This is a genomic window from Vibrio mexicanus (assembly GCF_001012815.1).
In the GTDB taxonomy this organism is placed as follows: domain Bacteria; phylum Pseudomonadota; class Gammaproteobacteria; order Enterobacterales; family Vibrionaceae; genus Vibrio; species Vibrio mexicanus.
This window is the reverse complement of the sequence record NZ_JYJP01000055.1, coordinates 54729-76454: the sequence shown is the minus strand read 5'-3', so window position 1 is coordinate 76454 and position 21726 is coordinate 54729. Positions and strand designations below refer to the sequence as shown.

Sequence of the window (21726 nt, the reverse complement as noted above, 5' to 3'; positions counted from 1 at the left end):
CAAACACAACATTCCGAGAAAAATATGAATCCTGTAGTTATTTCCGTTTGCATTATGCTTGTACTAGCACTGATGCGCGTTAATGTCGTCGTGGCATTAACTTTCAGTGCCATTATTGGCGGCCTTGTGGCTGGTATGGACCTAAACCAAACTGTTTCTGCGTTCGAAAGCGGTTTAGGCGGCGGTGCGACCATTGCGCTTAGCTATGCCATGTTGGGCGCATTTGCCGTTGCTATTTCGCGTTCAGGCTTGACTGATCTCATGGCTCAAAGTGTTATCAAGAAAATCCACGGTAAAGAGAATGGCGCGGCGTCGACTGGTCTTAAGTACTTGGTTTTGATCGCACTAGTCCTAGTCACTATGTCTTCACAAAACGTAGTACCTGTGCATATCGCCTTTATTCCTATTCTAATTCCACCTCTTCTAGGCGTCTTCGCAAAACTTAAGTTAGACCGTCGTCTTATCGCTTGTGTGCTGACGTTTGGTCTTGTCACTCCATACATGGTGCTGCCAATTGGCTTCGGCGGAATTTTCCTTAACAACATTCTTCTTACTAACCTCAACAACAACGGTCTAGAAGGTGTAACGGCAAGTCAAGTTCCAACGGCGATGTTACTTCCAGCAGCTGGTATGTTGGTGGGCTTACTTACGGCAATCTTCTTTAGCTACCGTAAACCCCGTGAATACAAAGAAACTGAGCTCACTCACGTTGAAGAGAGCCCGGCTTCAGTAAACAAAGCCCATGTGGCAGTGTCTATCGTAGCTATCGTGGCAACTCTTTCTATGCAGCTATTTACCGGCTCTATGATCATTGGTGCTCTTTCAGGCTTTATGATTTTCACCATCGGCGGTGTGATCGCTTGGAAAGATACCCAAGACGTATTTACCCGTGGTGTGACTATGATGGCTATGATTGGCTTCATCATGATTGCAGCAGCAGGTTTTGCCGCAGTAATGAAGGAAACCGGCGGTGTAGAAACACTGGTAGAAGCGCTATCGACTTCTATTGGCGACAATAAGCCACTTGCAGCACTGCTAATGCTAATTGTCGGTCTATTAGTAACTATGGGTATTGGTTCATCGTTTTCGACCATTCCAATCATCGCAACCATCTATGTCCCACTAGCACTGGCGTTTGGCTTCTCTCCAATGGCCACTGTTGCGCTAGTTGGTACCGCTGCAGCGCTTGGTGATGCAGGCTCTCCAGCTTCAGACTCTACTTTAGGCCCAACATCTGGCCTAAATGCCGACGGTCAACATGAACATATTTGGGAAACGGTTGTTCCAACCTTCCTTCACTACAACCTTCCGCTGATCGCCTTTGGTTGGTTAGCCGCGATGATTCTGTAGCTCTAGAAGAGCCTACTTCTATAAAATACGAAAAAGCTGACTTGTTGTCGGCTTTTTTATTGCCCGCTTCCTTTTATTTCCAGTTAACGTTATGTTTCAAGCTAAATGGTTAGACAACGTGCTCATCAATACAAAAAAGGCTTGGTCATTGACCAAGCCTTTCTATTCTCTATCTAGGTAAAGTGCAGATTACCAACCAGTAATTTCGCGTAGACCTTTACCGATGTCAGCTAGAGACTTAACCGTCTTAACGCCCGCAGCTTCTAGTGCAGCAAACTTGTCTTCTGCTGTACCTTTACCACCAGAGATGATTGCACCAGCGTGACCCATGCGTTTGCCCGGAGGAGCCGTTACACCAGCAATGTAAGAAACCACTGGCTTAGTTACGTTCTCTTTGATGAACGCTGCAGCTTCCTCTTCCGCAGTACCGCCGATTTCACCAATCATTACGATTGCTTCTGTTTCAGGGTCTTCTTGGAACAGTTTTAGGATATCAATGAAGTTTGAACCTGGGATTGGGTCACCACCGATACCAACACAAGTCGACTGACCGAAACCTTCGTCTGTAGTCTGCTTAACTGCTTCGTATGTTAGAGTACCAGAACGAGAAACGATGCCTACTTTACCTTTCTTGTGGATATGACCAGGCATGATACCAATCTTACACTCATCTGGAGTGATAAGACCTGGACAGTTAGGACCAATCATACGTGCGCCAGTTTCTTCTAGCTTCACTTTAACGTCGATCATATCTGTTGTAGGGATGCCTTCAGTGATTGTTACGATTAGCTCAATGCCCGCATCAATCGCTTCTAGGATTGCATCTTTACAGAAAGGTGCTGGTACGTAGATTACTGTCGCTGTTGCGCCAGTTGCTTCTACCGCTTCACGTACAGTGTTGAATACTGGTAGGCCTAAGTGAGTTTGACCGCCTTTACCCGGAGAAACACCACCAACCATTTGCGTACCGTATGCGATAGCTTGCTCAGAGTGGAAAGTACCTTGACCACCAGTGAAACCCTGACAGATTACTTTCGTGTCTTTATTAATTAGTACAGACATTATTTGCCCTCCGCAGCAGCAACAACTTTCTGAGCAGCGTCAGTTAGTGACTCAGCTGCAATGATATCAACATCAGAATTAGCAAGAACTTCGCGACCTAGGTCAGCGTTAGTACCTTCTAGACGAACAACAACTGGTACGCTTACGCCTACCTCTTTAACCGCACCGATAATACCTTCAGCGATCATGTCACAGCGAACGATACCACCGAAGATGTTTACTAGTACTGCTTTTACATTGTCATCAGATAGGATGATCTTGAATGCTTCCGCTACACGCTCTTTGGTTGCGCCGCCACCTACATCTAGGAAGTTAGCTGGCTTACCGCCGTGTAGGTTTACGATATCCATCGTACCCATTGCTAGACCAGCACCGTTAACCATACAGCCAACATTGCCGTCTAGTGCTACGTAGTTTAGTTCCCACTGAGCTGCGTGCGCTTCACGCTCATCTTCTTGCGAAGGATCGTGCATTTCACGTAGCTTAGGCTGACGGTACATCGCGTTAGAGTCGATGTTAATCTTACCGTCTAGACATAGAAGGTTGCCTTCACCAGTGATAACTAGAGGGTTGATCTCTAGTAGAGCTAGGTCGTACTGAGAGAACATGTTGCCAAGACCCATGAAGATCTTAACAAATTGTTTGATTTGATCGCCTTCAAGACCTAGCTTAAATGCGAGCTCGCGGCCTTGGTAAGCTTGAGGACCTACTAGTGGATCGATTGCAGCTTTGTGAATTAACTCTGGCGTCTCTTCTGCAACTTTCTCGATTTCAACACCACCTTCAGTCGATGCCATGAATACAACTTTACGCGTTGCGCGGTCTACCACTGCACCTAGGTATAGTTCGTTAGCGATGTTTGACGCTTCTTCAACTAGGATCTTAGTTACTGGCTGACCGTTAGCGTCTGTTTGGTAAGTTACTAGGTTTTTGCCTAGCCACTTTTGTGCAAACTCTTTAACGCCATCTTTGGTGTCGTGTAGCTCTACACCGCCCGCTTTACCGCGGCCACCAGCGTGAACCTGACACTTAACAACTTTCTTCTCAGTAGAGATACGCCCTGCCGCTTCAAAAGCTTCTTGAGGTGTATCACACGCGTAACCTTCCGGTACAGGCAAACCGAATTCTGCAAACAGCTGTTTGGCTTGGTATTCATGCAAATTCATTATGATATTCCGTTTATTTTCCCTTAAGGGATTATTATTTCCGTAACGCCGCACAAGGCGTGGGCGTCTGTAGGGTCTTCTCAAATAAATCGCCACCTATTTCAATAACATGCAACGATTCAAGTGAAGGCCAGACGCTGAGCCAGTCTAGCCTTTGAAACTAATAAACGTCTAGCTACAAGGGGTAACTAGACGTTTTAGCGATATTAAACGTCTAATAACAGACGCGCTGGATCTTCTAGCAACTCTTTAATGGTCACTAGGAAGCCCACTGATTCACGACCATCAATCAAACGGTGATCGTAAGACAGAGCTAGGTACATCATTGGCAAGATTTCAACTTTGCCGTCTACCGCCATTGGACGCTCTTGGATCTTATGCATACCCAGGATTGCCGATTGAGGTGGGTTGATGATAGGCGTAGACATTAGGGAACCAAATACACCACCGTTCGTGATAGTGAAGTTACCGCCCATTAGCTCATCTACTGTTAGCTTGCCGTCGCGACCTTTGATCGCTAGCTCTTTAATGCCTTTCTCTACATCCGCGAAACCTAGCGTGTCACAGTCTTTTAGTACTGGTGTTACAAGGCCACGTGGCGTCGAAACTGCCATACTGATGTCGAAGTAGTTGTGATAAACAATGTCATCACCGTCGATAGAAGCATTCACTTCTGGATAACGCTTCAACGCTTCAGTTACCGCTTTCACATAGAAAGACATGAAGCCAAGGCGGATACCATGACGCTCTTCGAACTGATCTTTGTACTGTTTACGAAGATCCATGATTGGTTTCATGTTCACTTCGTTAAACGTAGTCAGCATCGCCGTGTTGTTCTTCGCTTCTAGAAGACGGTTTGCCACGGTCTTACGTAGACGCGTCATTGGAACACGTTTTTGACTGCGAGCCGCCGCTGGTGCTTCAACTGGAGCAGAAGCTTCAGCTTTAGGAGCCGCTTTAGCATTCGCAAGATGAGCTTCGATGTCTTCGCGAGTAATGCGACCACCTACACCGGTGCCTTTAACTTGAGAAGCTTCAAGACCATGCTCACTTAGCAGACGACGAACTGCAGGACTTAATGCATCATTGCTCTCTTCAGTAAGAGAAGCTTTATGGCGCTTATCTGGAGATGCTTCAGTATCTTCAGTTGTGTCAGTAGTCGGTTCACCTGCTACTGCACCTGGTTTAAGCTTCGCGATAAGCTGCTTAGAAAGTACCGTAGCACCCTCTTCTTCCACGATAGCTTCTAAAACACCCGCTTCAGGAGCCGGTACTTCTAGTACCACCTTGTCAGTTTCGATATCAACAAGTACTTCATCACGCTCTACTGCTTCACCTGGTTGTTTGTGCCAAGTGGCTACTGTTGCGTCCGCTACTGATTCAGGTAAATCTGGAACCAGAATTTCAATAGTCATAATTCTTTCTTCCTTTAACTTCTAGTTCTTAATCCGAAGATTTCGAGTTTACGTTCAGAGCGTCTTCAACCAACGCTTTCTGTTGTTTCAAGTGTACCGACATGTAACCGACAGCCGGTGATGCTGATGCTGGACGACCTGCGTATTTCAGATCTGCACCCGCTGGAATTGCCATACGGAAATTGTGCTGGCTAGAGTACCAAGCGCCTTGGTTTTGAGGCTCTTCTTGACACCAAACAAAGTCTTCAACGTTTTCAAACTCTGCGATTGCTGCTTGAACCTCATCCAGAGGGAATGGGTAAAGCTGCTCAATACGTACAATTGCCACGTCTTCTTGTTCGTTGTTACGACGCTGCTCGAGAAGGTCGAAATAAACCTTACCTGAACAGAAAACAACGCGTTTCACTTTGCTCGCATCCAGAGAATCAATCTCACCAATTGCTGGCTGGAACGTACCTTCTGCAAGGTCTTCAAGTGAAGAAGTACACAGAGGATGACGCAACAGAGACTTAGGCGACATTACGATTAGCGGACGACGCATTGGACGTACAACTTGACGGCGAATCATGTGATAAACCTGAGCTGGTGTAGATGGAATCACCACCTGCATATTTTGCTCAGCACATAACTGCAGATAACGCTCTAGGCGCGCAGAAGAGTGCTCCGGACCTTGTCCTTCATAACCGTGCGGTAGAAGCATAGTTAGACCACACAAACGGCCCCACTTCTGCTCACCTGACGAGATGAATTGGTCGATAACCACTTGAGCGCCGTTTGCGAAATCACCAAATTGAGCTTCCCAGAGCGTTAGACCGCCAGGCTCAGCTGTTGCATAACCGTATTCAAACGCAAGTACCGCTTCCTCAGACAATACTGAGTCAAATACTTGGAATGGACCCTGCTTGTCGTGAATGTTCGCGAGAGGTACAAACGTGCTTGCATCTGTTTGGTTGTGAAGAACCGAGTGACGGTGGAAGAAAGTACCACGGCCTGAATCCTGACCAGAAATACGAATACGCTTACCATCGTCAACTAATGTTGCATAAGCCAGTGTCTCGGCCATACCCCAGTCAAACTGCTTCTCGCCGTTAATCATCGCAAGACGATCATTGTAAAGTTTGTTTACACGACTTTGGAGTTTATGACTTTCTGGGTACTGACAAAGCTTTTGACCCAACTCTTTGATGCGCTGAGCGTCTATTTTGCTGTCCCACTCGATGTTCCAGTCATGACCTAAATAAGGAGACCAGTCTACTGAATGAAGCGCCATTGGACGCCACTCTTTAACGACGACTTCACCATGATCAAGCGCATCACGGTATTCGTTAACAAGCTGAGTTGCGGTTTCAATATCAAACTCACCACGGTCAATAAGAACATCAGCATAAAGCTTACGTGGTGTTGGGTGTTTCTTGATCTTCTGGTACATCAACGGCTGAGTCGCATTCGGCTCATCCGCTTCATTGTGACCATGACGACGGTAACAAACCAGATCAATAACCACATCGCGTTTGAACGTATTACGGTAATCAACCGCCAAACGTGCAACAAAAGCAACCGCTTCTGGGTCATCAGCATTAACGTGGAAAATTGGCGCCTGAACCATCTTAGCGATGTCAGTACAGTACATCGTAGAACGCGTATCGCGAGGGTTAGAGGTTGTAAAGCCGACTTGGTTATTCACGACAATACGAACCGTACCACCGACACAGAAACCACGCGCCTGAGACATGTTAAACGTCTCTTGTACTACACCCTGACCTGCGATCGCAGAGTCACCATGAATCGTGATTGGTAGAACTTGGCTGCCTTCTTTGTCGCCCAGACGATCTTGACGAGCACGAACCGAACCGATAACAACAGGGTTTACGATTTCTAAGTGAGAAGGGTTGAAGGCTAGCGCAAGGTGAACGTCTCCGCCCGGAGTCGCAAAGTCAGCAGAGAAACCTTGGTGGTACTTAACATCACCAGTACCCCATGTTTCGTCATGCTTGCCAGCAAACTCATCAAATAAGTCTTGCGGCTTCTTACCCAGAACGTTAACCAGCATGTTAAGACGACCACGGTGGGCCATACCAATAACAACTTCACGCATACCTTGACCGCCAGTATGACGAATAATTTCTTTCGTCATTGGGATCAGAGCATCACCACCTTCCAGCGAGAAACGTTTTGCACCTGGGAATTTAGCACCCAAGTAACGCTCAAGACCTTCAGCTGCAGTGAGCTCGTCAAGGAAAGCCAGTTTCTCTTCTTTGTTGAATGATGGTTGACCGACTACAGACTCTAAACGTTGTTGGATCCAACGTTTTTGCTCTGTATTGGTCATGTGCATGTACTCAGCACCGATAGAACCACAGTAGGTTTGTTTTAGCGCTTTGTAGAGATCTTTTAGGACCATAGTTTCTTGGCCAATGGCAAAAGAACCTACGTTAAACGTCTCTTCAAAATCTTCATCGGTGAGAGAATGAAATGAGGGGTCGAGATCAGGAACTGCATCTCTTTTCCATAGACCTAACGGGTCTAGGTTTGCTGCTTGATGCCCTCTAAAACGATAGGCATTGATTAACTGCAGAACTTTTACTTGTTTTGCATCGACATCAGGATCACTAACTTGGACATTGTAATGCTTTGTTTCTTGAGCGAGTCGACGGAAGTATTCGCGGACGCGTGAATGGGGTTGTTCAACCACCTCTGAAGCCTGCGTAGGCAGATCTTCAAATACACGTTTCCACTCCTCACTTACCAGGTCGGGGTCACTTAGATACAGTTCGTAGAGTTCTTCTACATAAGTTGCATTGGCGCCAGCCAAGTGTGAAGACTCGAGCCATGCCTTCATCACGCCGTTGTGCATATTTTCCCTTAACCAGTAGATTTCACGTTTGCTTCGGTCTATGCCGAGCTATAAACGCCAGCTCCTTTCGGAGCTGGCAAGTTTTTTTGTTTTTTACACAGAGCGATTAACCAACATCGTCTTGATGTGACCAATTGCTTTTGTTGGGTTTAGTCCCTTAGGACAAACACTTACACAGTTCATGATGCCATGGCAACGAAAAACGCTAAATGCGTCGTCAAGATTTGACAAGCGCTCATCCGTTGCAGTATCGCGGCTATCGATTAGCCAACGGTACGCTGCAAGTAGGCCTGCAGGTCCGATAAATTTATCTGGATTCCACCAGAAAGACGGACATGAAGTTGTACAACACGCACACATGATACATTCATACAAACCATCTAGATGCGCACGCTCTTCAGGAGCCTGAAGATTCTCACGCGATGGAGGTAAGTTGCCATCAGAAATCAAGAATGGCTTAACTTTCGCATAATTATCATAGAATTGCGTCATGTCAACAATCAAGTCACGTACAACTGGAAGCCCTGGTAGTGGCCTAATTACTAATTTGTCGCCAGACAAGGCAGAAAGCGGCGTAATACACGCCAATCCGTTTTTGCCATTCATGTTCAAACCGTCAGAGCCACAAACACCTTCGCGGCAAGAGCGGCGGAATGCAATACTTGGATCTTGCTCTTTCAATAGGATAAGTGCATCAAGCACCATCATGTCAGAGCCTTCTTCTACCTCAAGAACGTAGTCCTTCATATAAGGTTTGCTATCAACATCAGGGTTGTAGCGGTACACAGAGAAGTTCAGTTTCATTTTTAGTTACCTCCCTTAGTATGTACGTGCTTTAGGCGGAAATGCGTCACGATGAATTGGCGTCATGTTCACATCACGCTTACTCATAGCTTCCGTTTCTGGGTCGTAGATAGAGTGACATAGCCAATTTGCATCATCACGGTCTGGGAAATCAAAGCGAGCATGTGCGCCACGACTTTCTGTACGGTAGTTAGCCGCCACAGCTGTTGAGAATGCCGTTTCCATCAGGTTATCAAGCTCTAAACACTCAATGCGTTGCGTGTTGAACTCTGAAGACTTATCTGCAAGGTGCGCATCTTTCAGACGCTCACGAATCACTTTAAGCTCTTCAAGACCCGTTGCCATTGCGTCGCCTTCACGGAATACCGAGAAGCTATTTTGCATACAAGATTGTAGGTCTTTACGGATTTGTACTGGATCTTCGCCACCAGTGCTGTTTTCCCAGCGCATGGTACGAGCCAATGATGCTTCAATATCAGATTCAGTTGCTGGACGAGCTTCAGCTTGCGCTGCTAGTGTTTCACCTAGGTGCAGGCCTGTCGCACGACCAAATACTACAAGGTCAAGCAGTGAGTTACCACCTAGACGGTTGGCACCGTGTACCGATACCGATGCGATCTCACCACAAGCATATAGACCTTGAACTTCAACATCGCTGCCATCTGCCGCTTGCTTGATTGCTTGGCCAGAAACTTGTGTTGGTACACCACCCATCATGTAGTGACATGTTGGGATTACTGGGATTGGCTCTTTAACTGGATCGACGTGTGCGAACGTACGAGAAAGCTCACAAATACCAGGAAGACGAGATTCAAGAACGTCTTTACCAAGGTGATCCATCTTAAGTTTAATATGCGGGCCCCACGGACCATCACAACCGCGGCCTTCACGAATTTCGATCATCATTGAACGAGCAACAACATCACGACCCGCAAGGTCTTTCGCGTTTGGTGCGTAACGCTCCATGAAGCGTTCGCCGTCTTTGTTTAGAAGGTAACCACCTTCACCACGACAACCTTCAGTTACAAGAACACCCGCACCTGCAATACCTGTTGGGTGGAACTGCCACATTTCCATATCTTGCATTGGTACGCCAGCACGCAGTGCCATACCAACGCCATCACCGGTATTGATGTGAGCGTTCGTTGTAGAAGCGTAAATACGACCTGCGCCACCTGTTGCTAAGATGGTTGCTTTAGATTTGAAGTAGCAAATCTCACCCGTTTCCATACAGATAGCAGTACAACCCATGATCGCACCGTCTTGGTTTTTAACCATATCGAGTGCATACCATTCAGAGAAGATGGTCGTCTTATGCTTAATGTTCTGTTGGTAAAGAGTATGAAGAAGCGCGTGACCAGTACGATCCGCAGCAGCTGCAGTACGCGCCGCTTGTTCGCCACCGAACTCTTTTGACTGACCACCAAATGGACGCTGATAGATCGAACCGTTTTCAAAACGAGAGAATGGTAGACCCATTTTCTCAAGTTCGATTACCGACTGAGGGCCATTCTTACACATATATTCAATGGCGTTTTGGTCACCAATGTAATCAGAGCTTTTACAGTGTCATACATATGCCACTGCCAGTTATCTTTGTGCGAGTTACCCAACGCAACCGTGATACCGCCCTGAGCAGATACCGTATGAGAACGGGTTGGGAAAACCTTAGACAGCAAGGCACAGCTTAGGCCTTGCTCTGAAATTTGCAGTGCTGCACGCATGCCAGCACCACCTGCGCCGATTACTACGGCATCAAATTCACGAACTGGAATAGTCACTTACGCACCCCACAGAATAAACAGACCAGAGAAAAAGTATCCAAGCAGAACAGCTACACAACCAAGCTGCAAACCAACGCGTAGTTTTGAACACTTGATGTAGTCAGTTAGAACTTGCCATAAGCCAATCCACGCATGGATTAAGATGGATACCAGAGCAAGCATAGTGAATACTTTGGTGAAGGTGCCGGAGAAGAATTGCACCCAAGAGACGTAAGAGATATCACCTGAGAAAGCGAAAAAGCTCACCAAGTAAATAGTGTACAGCGTCATTAAGATGGCAGTAGCACGGATCAGTACAAAGTCATGTACACCGTTACGGCCAAACGAAGAGATGTGTTTTACCATACCAAAACCCCCGCAAGCACAGACAGAATTGCAGTAGCGATGAAGGCTACTTTTGCACTCATAGCACCTGACTCAAGTTCTTCAAAGTAACCTAAGTCCATGCACAAGTGACGAATGCCACCAGCAATGTGGTAGGCAAGTGCAGTTAGGATGCCCCAAAGAATAAACTTCGCGAAGAAGCCACTAACTAGGTCGCTCGCGTGCGCGAAACCCATTGGGGATGATAAGGAAATGGATAATAACCAAAGCAAAATACCGACCGCCACAAACGTAATCACCCCAGACACACGGTGCAGGATGGATGCGATTGCGCTGATCGGAAAGTGGATGGTCTGTAAATCTAAATTAACAGGTCTTGACTTTCTTTCTTTCACGGGCTTGCTCACTCAGCTCCATTGAGCATTTATTGTTATGAATGAAAATTTGGTAACAAACCTACAAAAGTTAACATTTTGTTAACGCTTTTTTCTGTTTTTTGAACAGTTAAATGTAAAACAATTGTTAACAACAAGACTTCAAAAACTCACCTCACATTTGTTTCAAGCCTTGAATTTATAAGGTTTCCTCCAAAATTTACAGCGCCACTATACGGCTCGCAACATTCTAATACAATTGATGTAACAATTTTTGCTACACAGAACAGATTTTTAACTTTATGAGCATAAAAAATCATAACAAGTGCACACATCAGAGGAGAAAAATTGACTTTGTTAACGAACACACGTACAAAAATGGCACATAAACATCCTGGACGGATTAATAATAAACAAAGGAGATTGTTATGGCGGATAAGAAAGCGACCCTTCATGTTGAAGGTATAGCGCCAATCGAGCTGCCGATTATGGATGGGACACTAGGCCCACAAGTAATCGACGTTCGTAAACTGGGAGCAAACGGATACTTCACTTTTGACCCAGGTTTTCTTGCCACTGCATCTTGTGAATCTCAAATCACCTACATCGATGGTGGTAAAGGCGTTCTTCTACACCGCGGTTACCCAATCGATCAATTGGCAAACAACGCCGATTACCTAGAAGTATGTTACATCCTTCTTTACGGTGAAGCCCCAAATCGTGAGCAATACGAAAAATTCAAAACCACTGTCACTCGCCATACTATGGTACATGAGCAAATCGCAAGCTTCTTCCACGCTTCCGTCGCGACGCTCACCCAATGGCGGTAATGTGTGGTGTGGTAGGTGCACTCGCGGCTTTCTACCATGATTCACTTGATATCAACAACGACACGCACCGTGAAATCGCAGCGTATCGTCTACTATCAAAAATGCCAACGCTGGCAGCGATGTGTTACAAGTACACAATCGGTCAGCCGTTCATCTACCCACGTAACGACCTAAGCTACGCAGAGAACTTCCTACACATGATGTTTGCAAATCCATGTGAAGAGTACGAAGTAAATCCTGTTGTTGCACGTGCGATGGATAAAATCTTTACTCTACACGCAGATCACGAGCAAAACGCATCCACATCTACAGTGCGTCTAGCGGGTTCATCAGGTGCAAACCCATTCGCTTGTATTGCAGCGGGTATCGCGTCTCTTTGGGGCCCTGCTCACGGTGGTGCTAACGAAGCGTGTCTACGTATGCTAGAAGAGATTGGTAGCGTAGATAACATCGAAGAGTATGTAGCAAAAGCGAAAGACAAAGATGACCCGTTCCGTTTGATGGGCTTTGGTCACCGCGTTTACAAGAACTACGACCCTCGTGCGACAGTAATGCGCGAAGCGTGTCACGAAGTTCTTAAAGAGCTAAACATCCAAGATCCACTACTTGACGTAGCAATGGAGCTTGAGCGCATCGCACTTTCTGATGAGTACTTCGTAGAGAAGAAACTGTACCCGAACGTTGATTTCTACTCTGGTATCATTTTGAAAGCGATCGGTATCCCTGTTTCAATGTTTACCGTAATCTTCGCGATGTCTCGTACTATCGGTTGGATTGCGCATTGGAACGAGATGCACAGCGATCCGACTAACCGTATCGGTCGCCCTCGTCAGCTTTACACTGGTGAGCAAAAGCGCGACTTCCAACCTCTTCACGAACGCGAGTGATAGAAGTGGTTGAGTAAAATTAAGGGTTGGCACAGTGCCAACCCTTTTTCATTTCTGTCGTCAAATTACGACAAATAAATGCCAGTACCTAGCTATACTGGGTTATCAATATCAACAAACTCAACATCAAATCCATGCTCTGATGCCAGCCACTCACCGAGTGCTTTAATGCCGTAACGCTCCGTTGCATGATGTCCTGCAGCGAAGTAATGGATATCTTGCTCACGTGCTGAGTAAGTCGTTCTCTCCGAAATCTCGCCAGAGATAAACGCATCTAAACCATGTTGCGCGGCTAACTCAATGTAATCTTGCCCGCCGCCAGTGCACCAACCAACCGTTTCGATCGTCTTTTCTGCGTTGTCTGGCGCTATGTGCAAAGGCTTTCGATTCAGAACTTGGTCGATACGATCTGCAAACTCTGCACCTGTCAGCGGCTTATTCAAACGACCAAACATCGCAACAGATTGTGGATGCCCTTCAAGCCCCCTTCTACTTCAATATCAAGAAGACGTGCTAGCTCTGCGTTGTTACCTAGGTCAGGGTGGATGTCTAGCGGAAGATGGTACCCAATTAAGTTGATGTCATTCTTTATCAAAGTTCGAATACGCTTGCCCTTCATTCCTCGAATCGGCTCTGGTTCACCCTTCCAAAAATAACCGTGGTGAACCAAAAGTGCATCTGCATTTAACTCTATCGCTTTGTCGATAAGCGCTTGAGATGCAGTGACACCCGTCACGATGCGCTTAACTTCGGATTTACCCTCAACCTGCAATCCATTTGGGGCATAGTCTTTTATAAGCTGTGGCGATAACTTCTCATTCAGAACTTGTTCTAACTTTAAAATATTCATTGTCACTTCCAATGCATTTGAATAACCAAATTTTATATCGAAGCGAACCCCAGATGCTAGGGTCAGTCCCCAATATGGATAAAATCCGGTATAGTATCGGCGCTTTGATCGTGGTTTAAAGGATTATGGATGAATTCGTTACAAAAGTTTTATCATTGGATTGCTAACACTCCACCGCTATTCAAGGCAAAGCCACCTTTCACGACATTCGAAAGCATCCCTCATACTTCTCTTGCCGATGAAGAGCGCTATGAAGGTAATCCCAGACTTGGTTTTCTGTACCAGCATCTGTGCACCAGATTGCTATCTAGCTCGCCACGCTACGAAATCCTAGCGGAAGAGATCCAGCTCAACGATGCAACGGGCCGAACGATCGGAGCCGTGGATCTTATCCTCCGCAATCAAGAACAGAAATCGCATGAGCACTGGGAAGTGGCCATCAAGTTTTATCTTCTCTACAAAGGCATATGGTACGGCCCTAATGCCCATGATCAGTTACATAAGAAGCTCGATCGAATGTTGACTCATCAACTCAAGATGAGCCAGCGTGAAGAGTTCCACCAGCAACTTCCCTTAAGCGATACTCCGATCGAGCACCTGCTGATGCAAGGAAGACTGTATATCAACCCTTTCTCTCCAGAAGAGACTCCAACAGAATGCCTTGGTTTCGAGTTAGACCATAACCAAATTTCGGGCTTCTGGTGCTATCACAGCCAGTTAGATCAAGTAAATGAACCGCTTTATGAATTGAGCAAACCATTGTGGGCTATTGGAACTGAAGAGTTTTCTGAGCCTGTAGAGCCTTCAAATGACCGCTTTGTGCATGCTCAAACCCAAAGTGGCCGCTTCTGGTTTGTCGTGCCAGATAGTTGGCCAAACAACAAATCTAGCTAGTAAGTCTAGATACCTTTCCCGTATAACTATTCCTAGATAACTGTTGCCAGATAACTGTCTCTAGAAAACAAAAAGGCGACCCGAGGGTCGCCTTTAATATCAAAAGTAATCTACTGATAAATCAGAGATAGAACGAATTACAACCCAGCATTAGCAAACACTTGGTTCACAATTTCCTGAGCCTCTGCTTCAATCTGTTTTAGGTGCTCATCACCTTTGAAGCTTTCACAGTAAATCTTGTAGATATCCTCAGTACCCGATGGACGCGCGGCGAACCAACCGTTCTCAGTGGTCACTTTAAGGCCACCAATTGCAGCGCCGTTACCTGGAGCATGAGTCAAACGAGCGGTAATCGCATCACCAGCTAATGTCTCCGCAGTCACCATCTCTGCAGACAGCTTCTTCAAGACATCTTTCTGTGGACCATTCGCTACCGCTTGAATACGGTTATACTTAGATTCACCGTGTTTTTCTGCCAGCTCCTCATAGTACTGCTGAGGGTTCTTACCCGTTACGGCAGTGATTTCCGCAGCTAGAAGGCAAAGGATGATGCCATCTTTGTCTGTCGCCCAAGGCGTACCATCTTTACGAAGGAAAGAAGCTCCGGCACTCTCTTCGCCGCCAAAACCAAAGCGGCCTTCGTACAATCCATCCACAAACCATTTGAAACCAACTGGCACTTCACACAGCTCACGACCTAGGTCAGCAACCACGCGGTCAATCAGTGCACTAGACACCAAGGTCTTACCGACAGCAACATCTTTCGCCCAACCTTCACGATGACGGTATAAGTAGTCGATACACACAGCTAAGAAATGATTTGGGTTCATTAGCCCTTTAGGTGTCACAATGCCATGGCGGTCGTAATCTGGGTCATTACCAAAAGCGAGATCATAATCGTCTTTAAGTGCCAGTAGACCTGCCATCGCGTAAGGTGATGAACAGTCCATACGAACCACACCATCTTTATCCAAAGACATAAATTGGAACGTCGGGTCAACCGCTTCGCTCACAAGCGTTAGGTTTAGGTCGTACGCTTTAGCAATCTGACGCCAGTAATCGATACCACTACCGCCCAATGGATCAACACCAATCTTTAGGTCTGCTTTTTGAATGGCTTCCATATCAATAACATTCACGAGGTCATCGATATAAGGCTTAACTAGATCCACTTGCTTAAACAGAGGTGAAGCTTTTGCTTCTTCCAAAGGCATGCGCTTAACACCTTGCATATTTTCTGCAATCAGTGCGTTCGCACGATTCTCGATAGCTTTTGTCAGCTTGTCTTCCGCTGGGCCACCGTGAGTTGGGTTGTATTTGATGCCACCATCTTGAGGCGGGTTATGAGAGGGTGTAATCACCAAACCATCCGCTTTAGCGTCATGCTTGGCGTTGTATGTTAAAATCGCGTGAGACACACCTGGCGTTGGCGTATAGCATTATCTTCTTGAGTAATAACTTCAACACCGTTGGCAATCAATACTTCCAATACGCTAAAGAAAGCAGGCTCAGAAAGCGCGTGCGTGTCTTTACCGACAAAAAGCGGCCCCGTAGTCCCTAACTCAGCACGGATCTCGCTACAGCTTGAGCAATCGCTAGGATATGGTTCTCATTAAACGTGGTTTTATCCGCTGTACCGCGGTGACCCGATGTGCCGAATTGTACTTTGTGGTCAGGGTTTTGAGAGTTTGGTTGAAGTAAGAAGTAGTTTGAGACAAGCGCTGGAATATTGTGAAGATCGGATTGTTGCGCTTTTTGTCCCGCACGCGGGTGCATAGCCATGTTGACATCCTTTTAAAACATTAATTTTCTTAAAAAACAAAAGACCCCATATTAAGCCGTTCACCTTGAACATTATGGGGTCTTGGTTGGATTTTTTAGATTGAGTTTGCCACTTTTTCAATCAAATCTGATGGGAAGTTCATCCTAACCATCAGTTGGTCAACCATTTGTCGTTTTCGACTGGTATTGGTATTAGTGATAACCCAGAAAGGAGAGTTTGGAATCGCTTTCGGTTTAGTGGTGGTGCCACTTGCAAGTAAAGTTTGCTCGTCTGAGGCAAAATAAACACGCTTACGACCTTTAACCTGAGTGGCTTCTGAGAAACTATCTGCATCAATTTTGTGCAGTGTCGACAACACAAGCATAAAGCGATCAATCGCTTTCTTTAGGCCCGCAAACTCATCAGAGATAAGTAATGAACGCATCTCTTTGACGCTGTCTACCTTCTCAACTTTACCGGCATCTTTACTCACAACAATGCCTTTAGGCTCTGCTACTGGCGCAGCAACTGCTTGCTGCTCTTCTTGGTTGTCTACCTTAAGTAAGCGTCGCAGAATATCGGAAGCACTCTCTCCAATATGTTGCGTTTGGCTTGCAATAAAACGGTATAGATCCTCATCAACCTCAATTGTTTTCATTCGCTTTTCACAATCTCTATGTTTAAACTCTGGGGGATTATAGCGAGATCTTTTCTGATACTCTACGATAAACCAGTCACTAATAAGATAAAATGTCAGCACTTCTTAATTACAAACTCGAAGGCGAAGGCCAAACGATTATCCTTATCCATGGTTTATTTGGTAGCTTGGATAACTTAGGGCTTTTGGCACGCGATCTAAAGAAAGATTATCAAGTCCTTAGTATCGATCTGAGAAACCATGGTCAATCCTTCCACTCACCAAGCCACAGCTATGCTGAGATGGCGCAAGATGTATTAGAAGTGATTGAGCACCTTAATTTAAAAGATATTACGGTGATCGGGCACTCGATGGGAGGCAAAGTCGCAATCAAGTTGATCGACATTGCACCACAACTTGCTAAACAGCTTATCGTTCTCGATATGTCGCCAGTAAAATACACCGAGCGAAAACACGACAATGTGATTTCTGGCCTACAAGCGGTTGAACAGAAGCGCCCTACCACACGCTCTGACGCTTTATCTATTATGGCCGAGCACATCGAGATGGAAGGAGTACGACAGTTCTTAAGTAAGTCGTTGTTTAAAGATAACGATGTACTGGCTTGGCGATTCAATGTGGCTTCGTTAGTCGACAACTACGAGAACATTATTGGTTGGGAGCCCATTTCAAAAACCGACGTACCAACCGTATTTGTGAAAGGTGCTCTATCTGAGTATCTGCTACCATCTCATCAGGCAGACATACAAGCGCAGTTTAGCAATGCGAAGGCGCATATCATTGCCAACACCGGCCATTGGTTACATGCAGAAAAGCCCCAAGAAGTTATACGGGTAATACGCAAATTTTTGCCCTAGTTACCGCATGTTAAGTAAAGTTGAGCAAACCACAATTAACTTTAATAAATAACAATGGTATAGTGCGCGCAAGCAATTTGGCATAAAGGATTATCATGCTTTACGACTACATGAACCAGCTTGAGTCTATTGGTCTTGACCTGCTCTTTGCGTCTATCTTTTTCTTAATAGGTATGGCGATAAAAGATGTATTAAAACAAGGTAATGTCCCTCCGTTTGGTCGTCGTATTGTATGGTTAGTACTGTTTCTAGGCTGCGCTGGATTCATCGCAAAAGGGTTAATTCAGCTAAGTTGGGAAGGTAGCGGTTTAGGCTAACCCACTTTATGCACTCAACGAATAACATAAGGTAAAGACTCTATGGCAAGTGTAGGTATCTTCTTCGGTAGCGATACTGGTAATACAGAAGCTGTTGCAAAAATGATTCAGAAGCAGCTTGGAAAGAAACTCGTCCACGTTCAAGACATTGCAAAAAGTAGCAAAGAAGATATCGACAACTTCGACCTGCTACTACTTGGTATCCCAACATGGTACTACGGTGAAGCTCAATGTGATTGGGATGATTTCTTCCCAGAATTAGAAGGCATTGATTTCTCAACTAAGCTTGTTGCTATCTTCGGTTGTGGAGACCAAGAAGATTACGCGGAGTACTTCTGCGATGCGATGGGTACTGTTCGCGATATCGTAGAAGCGAAAGGCGGCACAATCTTAGCTACACGCCAACAGAAGGTTACGAGTTTGAAGCGTCTAAAGCGCTAGTAGAAGGCGATGACAGCCAATTTGTCGGCCTATGTATCGATGAAGACCGCCAGCCTGAACTTACTGATGACCGCGTATCTAAGTGGGTACAACAGATTTACGAAGAGATGTGTTTAGCAGAGCTTGAAGACTAAGCCACATCTCAAATAAAAACCTCCATTTCGGAGGTTTTTTTATGCCTATTCGTTGCTCACTTCACGGTACTTAGCCTTCTTTCTTACATACAATTTTCGATGTATGGTTGAAATTAGCTCCCCTTCGTTATCAAGCACATGAGTAAGAAATTCTGGGAAATATTTATCGCCGTCAGCGGTATTTCGATAAATATCATCGAGCATGTTATCGGTGATCTCAAAGCGAGCAAATAGATCGGTTTTGCCTGGCTTTTTAAAGTCAATACTTGCCTCTTTGTCCCAGACATAATACTCCTCGCCCAGAATCCCCATTAACATCAACGAATAAACAGGATCGGTCAGTGAAAAGATGCTACCACCATACTGGGTACGATTGGCATTCTTGTTCCACCACCTGAGTTTAAGTTTCATCTCAACTTGTCGAAAATCTTCACTGATTGACTGAATACGTATACCCGCCCCCAAAATGGTGGCCATATGTTCAATGCAAATTTCACAACACTTGGCTTATATATCTTGGCTAGTCGACGGTCCATATCTATCAATCCTGTCTCTAAATTAATAAAACGTCGAAAATGTTAACACAATGTAACTGGTCGTACCTCAAAATTTAGTGAGATTACCCGACATTATCAATTTTTCTGAGTAACCGCTTGAAGTTCGTGGTTTAATGTTGAGAACGTCTACCTTATAATGATAAGAATACTGAATTCTGTTTAAACAGCAGATCATCAACAGGAAAGTTTATGTCAGACAACAATCAAGCATTAAAAGATGCTGGGCTTAAGGTAACTTTGCCAAGGCTGAAAATTTTAGAACTTCTTCAACAGCCAGATTACCAGCATATCAGTGCAGAAGATCTCTACAAAAAGTTGATCGACATCGGTGAAGAAATTGGCCTAGCGACGGTATATCGTGTTCTCAACCAATTTGATGATGCAGGTATCGTGACTCGTCACCACTTCGAAGGTGGTAAGTCAGTATTTGAACTTTCAACACAGCATCATCACGACCACCTAGTGTGTCTCGATTGCGGTGCCGTAATAGAGTTCGCTGATGACATTATTGAAGAGCGTCAAAAAGAAATTGCTGCTCGTTACAATATCGAGCTGACCAACCATAGTTTGTACCTATATGGTAAGTGTGTTGATGGATCATGCAAAACCGATCCTAAAGCGCACGACGAAAAGAAATAACACATTTCATTGCATCGATGCTCACGATAGCAAAGTAAACATAAAAAAAGCCAGCACACAGTGCTGGCTTTTTATTTTGGTCAATTAGACTCAAATCTACTTACTCTCGATTTTCGCCCAAGTATCGCGAAGACCAACGGTACGATTAAATACCAGCTTATCGCTCGATGAGTCTTTCGAATCAACACAGAAGTAGCCTGTGCGCTCAAACTGGAATGCTGCTTCAGCTGCCGCTTCAACAAGGCTTGGCTCAACAAAACCATTCACTTTAACCAGTGACTCAGGATTGATCGTCTCTGCAAAGTTATCTGCCGCTGCTGGGTTTGCAACAGTAAACAAGCGATCATACAAACGAATTTCAGCAGGTAATGCTTTGTCTGCTGAAACCCAATGGATTACGCCTTTCACTTTACGGCCGTCTGCAGGGTTCTTGCCTAGAGTCTCATCATCGTAAGTACAGAAGATTGTCGTGATGTTACCTTCTGCATCTTTTTCGATACGTTCTGCTTTAATGACGTAAGCACCACGAAGGCGTACTTCTTTACCTAGAACTAGGCGCTTGTACTTCTTGTTCGCTTCCTCACGGAAATCATCGCGCTCGATGTAAACTTCACGAGTGAACGGTACGTCGCGCTGCCCCATCTCAGGCTTGTTCGGGTGATTAGCAACCGATAAGTTCTCTACTTTACCCTCTTCGTAGTTTTCAATAACGATCTTAACCGGATCAAGAACTGCCATTGCACGAGGTGCGTTTTCGTTTAGGTCATCACGAATACAAGACTCAAGAGAACCAAACTCAATCATGTTCTCTTGCTTAGTCACACCAATACGCTTACAAAACTCACGAATAGAAGCTGGAGTAAAACCACGGCGACGTAAACCAGAGATCGTCGGCATACGTGGGTCATCCCAACCTTCAACCAAGTTCTCTACTACTAGCTGGTTAAGCTTACGCTTAGACATCACTGTGTATTCTAGGTTTAAACGGCTGAACTCGTACTGACGAGGCTGACAATCAATAGTAATGTTGTCGAGCACCCAATCGTAAAGGCGACGGTTATCTTGGAATTCAAGCGTACAGATAGAGTGCGTAATGCCTTCTAGTGCATCAGAGATACAGTGTGTGAAGTCGTACATTGGGTAAATGCACCACTTATCACCAGTTTGATGGTGCTCTGCAAAACGCACACGGTATAGCACAGGATCGCGCATCACGATAAACGAAGACGCCATATCGATCTTGGCACGTAGACACGCTTTGCCTTCTTCAAAGCCACCGTCACGCATTTTTTCAAACAGCGCTAGGTTTTCTTCAGGTGTGCGGTCGCGATACGGGCTAGGCTTGCCCGGCGCAGTTAGCGTGCCACGGTACTCACGAATCTCATCAGGGGTTAGCTCATCAACGTACGCTAGACCTTTATTGATAAGTTCAACTGCGTAACCGTATAGCTTGTCGAAGTAATTTGATGAGTAGCAGATATCGCCCGACCACTCAAAACCAAGCCAGGTGACGTCGTTTTTGATCGACTCAACGTACTCTACGTCTTCTTTTTCAGGGTTAGTATCATCAAAGCGCAAGTTACATTGGCCTTGGTAGTCCTGAGCAATACCAAAGTTCAAACAGATAGACTTCGCGTGACCGATATGCAGATAACCATTTGGTTCTGGCGGGAAACGAGTATGCACGCTAGTGTGTTTGCCATCAGCCAGATCTTTATCAATGATTTGGCGAATGAAATTCGATGGACGAGCCTCAGCTTCACTCAT

Annotated in this window: 14 protein-coding genes and 6 pseudogenes; 7 read left to right on the top strand and 13 right to left on the bottom strand. The window is 45.5% G+C overall.

The features are described 5' to 3' along the window. Window positions 1–24: 24 nt before the first annotated feature. Window positions 25–1350 carry a Na+/H+ antiporter family protein gene (locus tag UA76_RS08975; protein ID WP_047045109.1) on the top strand — a complete coding sequence of 442 codons (1326 nt, stop codon included), beginning with the start codon at window positions 25–27 and terminating at the stop codon, window positions 1348–1350. A 189-nt stretch (window positions 1351–1539) separates the two neighbouring features. On the opposite strand, the gene sucD is transcribed toward UA76_RS08975, so the two are convergent. The 8 genes and pseudogenes from sucD to sdhC all read right to left on the bottom strand — a co-directional run bounded on the left by sucD (window position 1540) and on the right by sdhC (window position 11166). Further along, entirely contained in the window at window positions 1540–2412 is an 873-nt protein-coding gene (gene sucD / locus UA76_RS08970) for a succinate--CoA ligase subunit alpha (protein WP_047045106.1), read from the bottom strand. After that, entirely contained in the window at window positions 2412–3578 is a 1167-nt protein-coding gene (sucC, locus tag UA76_RS08965) for an ADP-forming succinate--CoA ligase subunit beta (RefSeq protein WP_004744517.1), read from the bottom strand. Before sucC ends, sucD begins: the two co-directional genes overlap by 1 nt. Window positions 3579–3784: 206 nt before the next feature. Further along, window positions 3785–4993, bottom strand: a complete 1209-nt coding sequence (gene odhB / locus UA76_RS08960) for a 2-oxoglutarate dehydrogenase complex dihydrolipoyllysine-residue succinyltransferase (RefSeq protein ID WP_047045102.1) — start codon at window positions 4991–4993, stop codon at window positions 3785–3787. Window positions 4994–5021: 28 nt separating this feature from the next. Continuing rightward, a complete protein-coding gene (gene sucA, locus UA76_RS08955; RefSeq protein WP_047045099.1) occupies window positions 5022–7847 on the bottom strand; it encodes a 2-oxoglutarate dehydrogenase E1 component in 2826 nt (941 codons plus the stop codon). A 93-nt stretch (window positions 7848–7940) separates the two neighbouring features. After that, window positions 7941–8651: a succinate dehydrogenase iron-sulfur subunit gene (locus tag UA76_RS08950; protein WP_047045096.1), complete on the bottom strand. Its 711-nt coding sequence runs from the start codon at window positions 8649–8651 to the stop codon at window positions 7941–7943. A 15-nt stretch (window positions 8652–8666) separates the two neighbouring features. Continuing rightward, window positions 8667–10432 (bottom strand): annotated as a pseudogene (gene sdhA, locus UA76_RS08945) (succinate dehydrogenase flavoprotein subunit). Continuing rightward, a complete protein-coding gene (gene sdhD / locus UA76_RS08940) occupies window positions 10433–10780 on the bottom strand; it encodes a succinate dehydrogenase, hydrophobic membrane anchor protein (protein ID WP_047045094.1) in 348 nt (115 codons plus the stop codon). It abuts the pseudogene before it with no gap. Next, on the bottom strand, window positions 10774–11166 hold the full coding sequence (sdhC, locus tag UA76_RS08935) for a succinate dehydrogenase cytochrome b556 subunit (RefSeq protein WP_047045089.1): 393 nt from the start codon (window positions 11164–11166) through the stop codon (window positions 10774–10776). The genes sdhD and sdhC overlap by 7 nt, the downstream gene beginning before the upstream one ends. A gap of 395 nt (window positions 11167–11561) precedes the next feature. Here sdhC and UA76_RS08930 point away from each other — a divergent pair. After that, window positions 11562–12850, top strand: a pseudogene (locus tag UA76_RS08930) (citrate synthase). Window positions 12851–12942: 92 nt separating this feature from the next. Here UA76_RS08930 and UA76_RS08925 read toward each other — a convergent pair. Beyond that, window positions 12943–13700 (bottom strand): annotated as a pseudogene (locus UA76_RS08925) (Nif3-like dinuclear metal center hexameric protein). A 129-nt stretch (window positions 13701–13829) separates the two neighbouring features. Between UA76_RS08925 and UA76_RS08920 the strand changes: the two are divergent. After that, the gene (locus UA76_RS08920) at window positions 13830–14594 is read left to right on the top strand and encodes a DUF1853 family protein (RefSeq protein WP_047045086.1); all 765 of its coding nucleotides are present in this window, start codon (window positions 13830–13832) and stop codon (window positions 14592–14594) included. 137 nt (window positions 14595–14731) lie between these two features. Here the strand turns inward: UA76_RS08920 and pgm are convergent. Together pgm and seqA are read right to left on the bottom strand one after the other, a co-directional pair. After that, window positions 14732–16376: pseudogene (pgm, locus tag UA76_RS08915) on the bottom strand (phosphoglucomutase (alpha-D-glucose-1,6-bisphosphate-dependent)). A gap of 95 nt (window positions 16377–16471) precedes the next feature. Beyond that, on the bottom strand, window positions 16472–17014 hold the full coding sequence (gene seqA / locus UA76_RS08910; protein WP_047045084.1) for a replication initiation negative regulator SeqA: 543 nt from the start codon (window positions 17012–17014) through the stop codon (window positions 16472–16474). A gap of 92 nt (window positions 17015–17106) precedes the next feature. Here seqA and UA76_RS08905 point away from each other — a divergent pair, with 92 nt between their 5' ends. The 3 genes and pseudogenes from UA76_RS08905 to fldA all read left to right on the top strand — a co-directional run bounded on the left by UA76_RS08905 (window position 17107) and on the right by fldA (window position 18763). Next, window positions 17107–17871 (top strand): alpha/beta fold hydrolase, encoded by a 765-nt coding sequence (locus UA76_RS08905; RefSeq protein WP_047045081.1) that lies wholly within the window; start codon window positions 17107–17109, stop codon window positions 17869–17871. A gap of 95 nt (window positions 17872–17966) precedes the next feature. Further along, entirely contained in the window at window positions 17967–18188 is a 222-nt protein-coding gene (locus tag UA76_RS08900) for a DUF2788 domain-containing protein (protein ID WP_047045079.1), read from the top strand. A gap of 42 nt (window positions 18189–18230) precedes the next feature. Further along, window positions 18231–18763 (top strand): annotated as a pseudogene (fldA, locus tag UA76_RS08895) (flavodoxin FldA). A 45-nt stretch (window positions 18764–18808) separates the two neighbouring features. Here the strand turns inward: fldA and UA76_RS08890 are convergent. Then, window positions 18809–19299: pseudogene (locus UA76_RS08890) on the bottom strand (DUF4442 domain-containing protein). Between the two features lie 210 nt (window positions 19300–19509). Here UA76_RS08890 and fcrX point away from each other — a divergent pair. Then, on the top strand, window positions 19510–19959 hold the full coding sequence (gene fcrX / locus UA76_RS08885; protein ID WP_047045076.1) for a ferric iron uptake transcriptional regulator FcrX: 450 nt from the start codon (window positions 19510–19512) through the stop codon (window positions 19957–19959). A 96-nt stretch (window positions 19960–20055) separates the two neighbouring features. Here the strand turns inward: fcrX and glnS are convergent, their stop codons facing one another. Next, a complete protein-coding gene (gene glnS / locus UA76_RS08880) occupies window positions 20056–21726 on the bottom strand; it encodes a glutamine--tRNA ligase (RefSeq protein WP_047045074.1) in 1671 nt (556 codons plus the stop codon).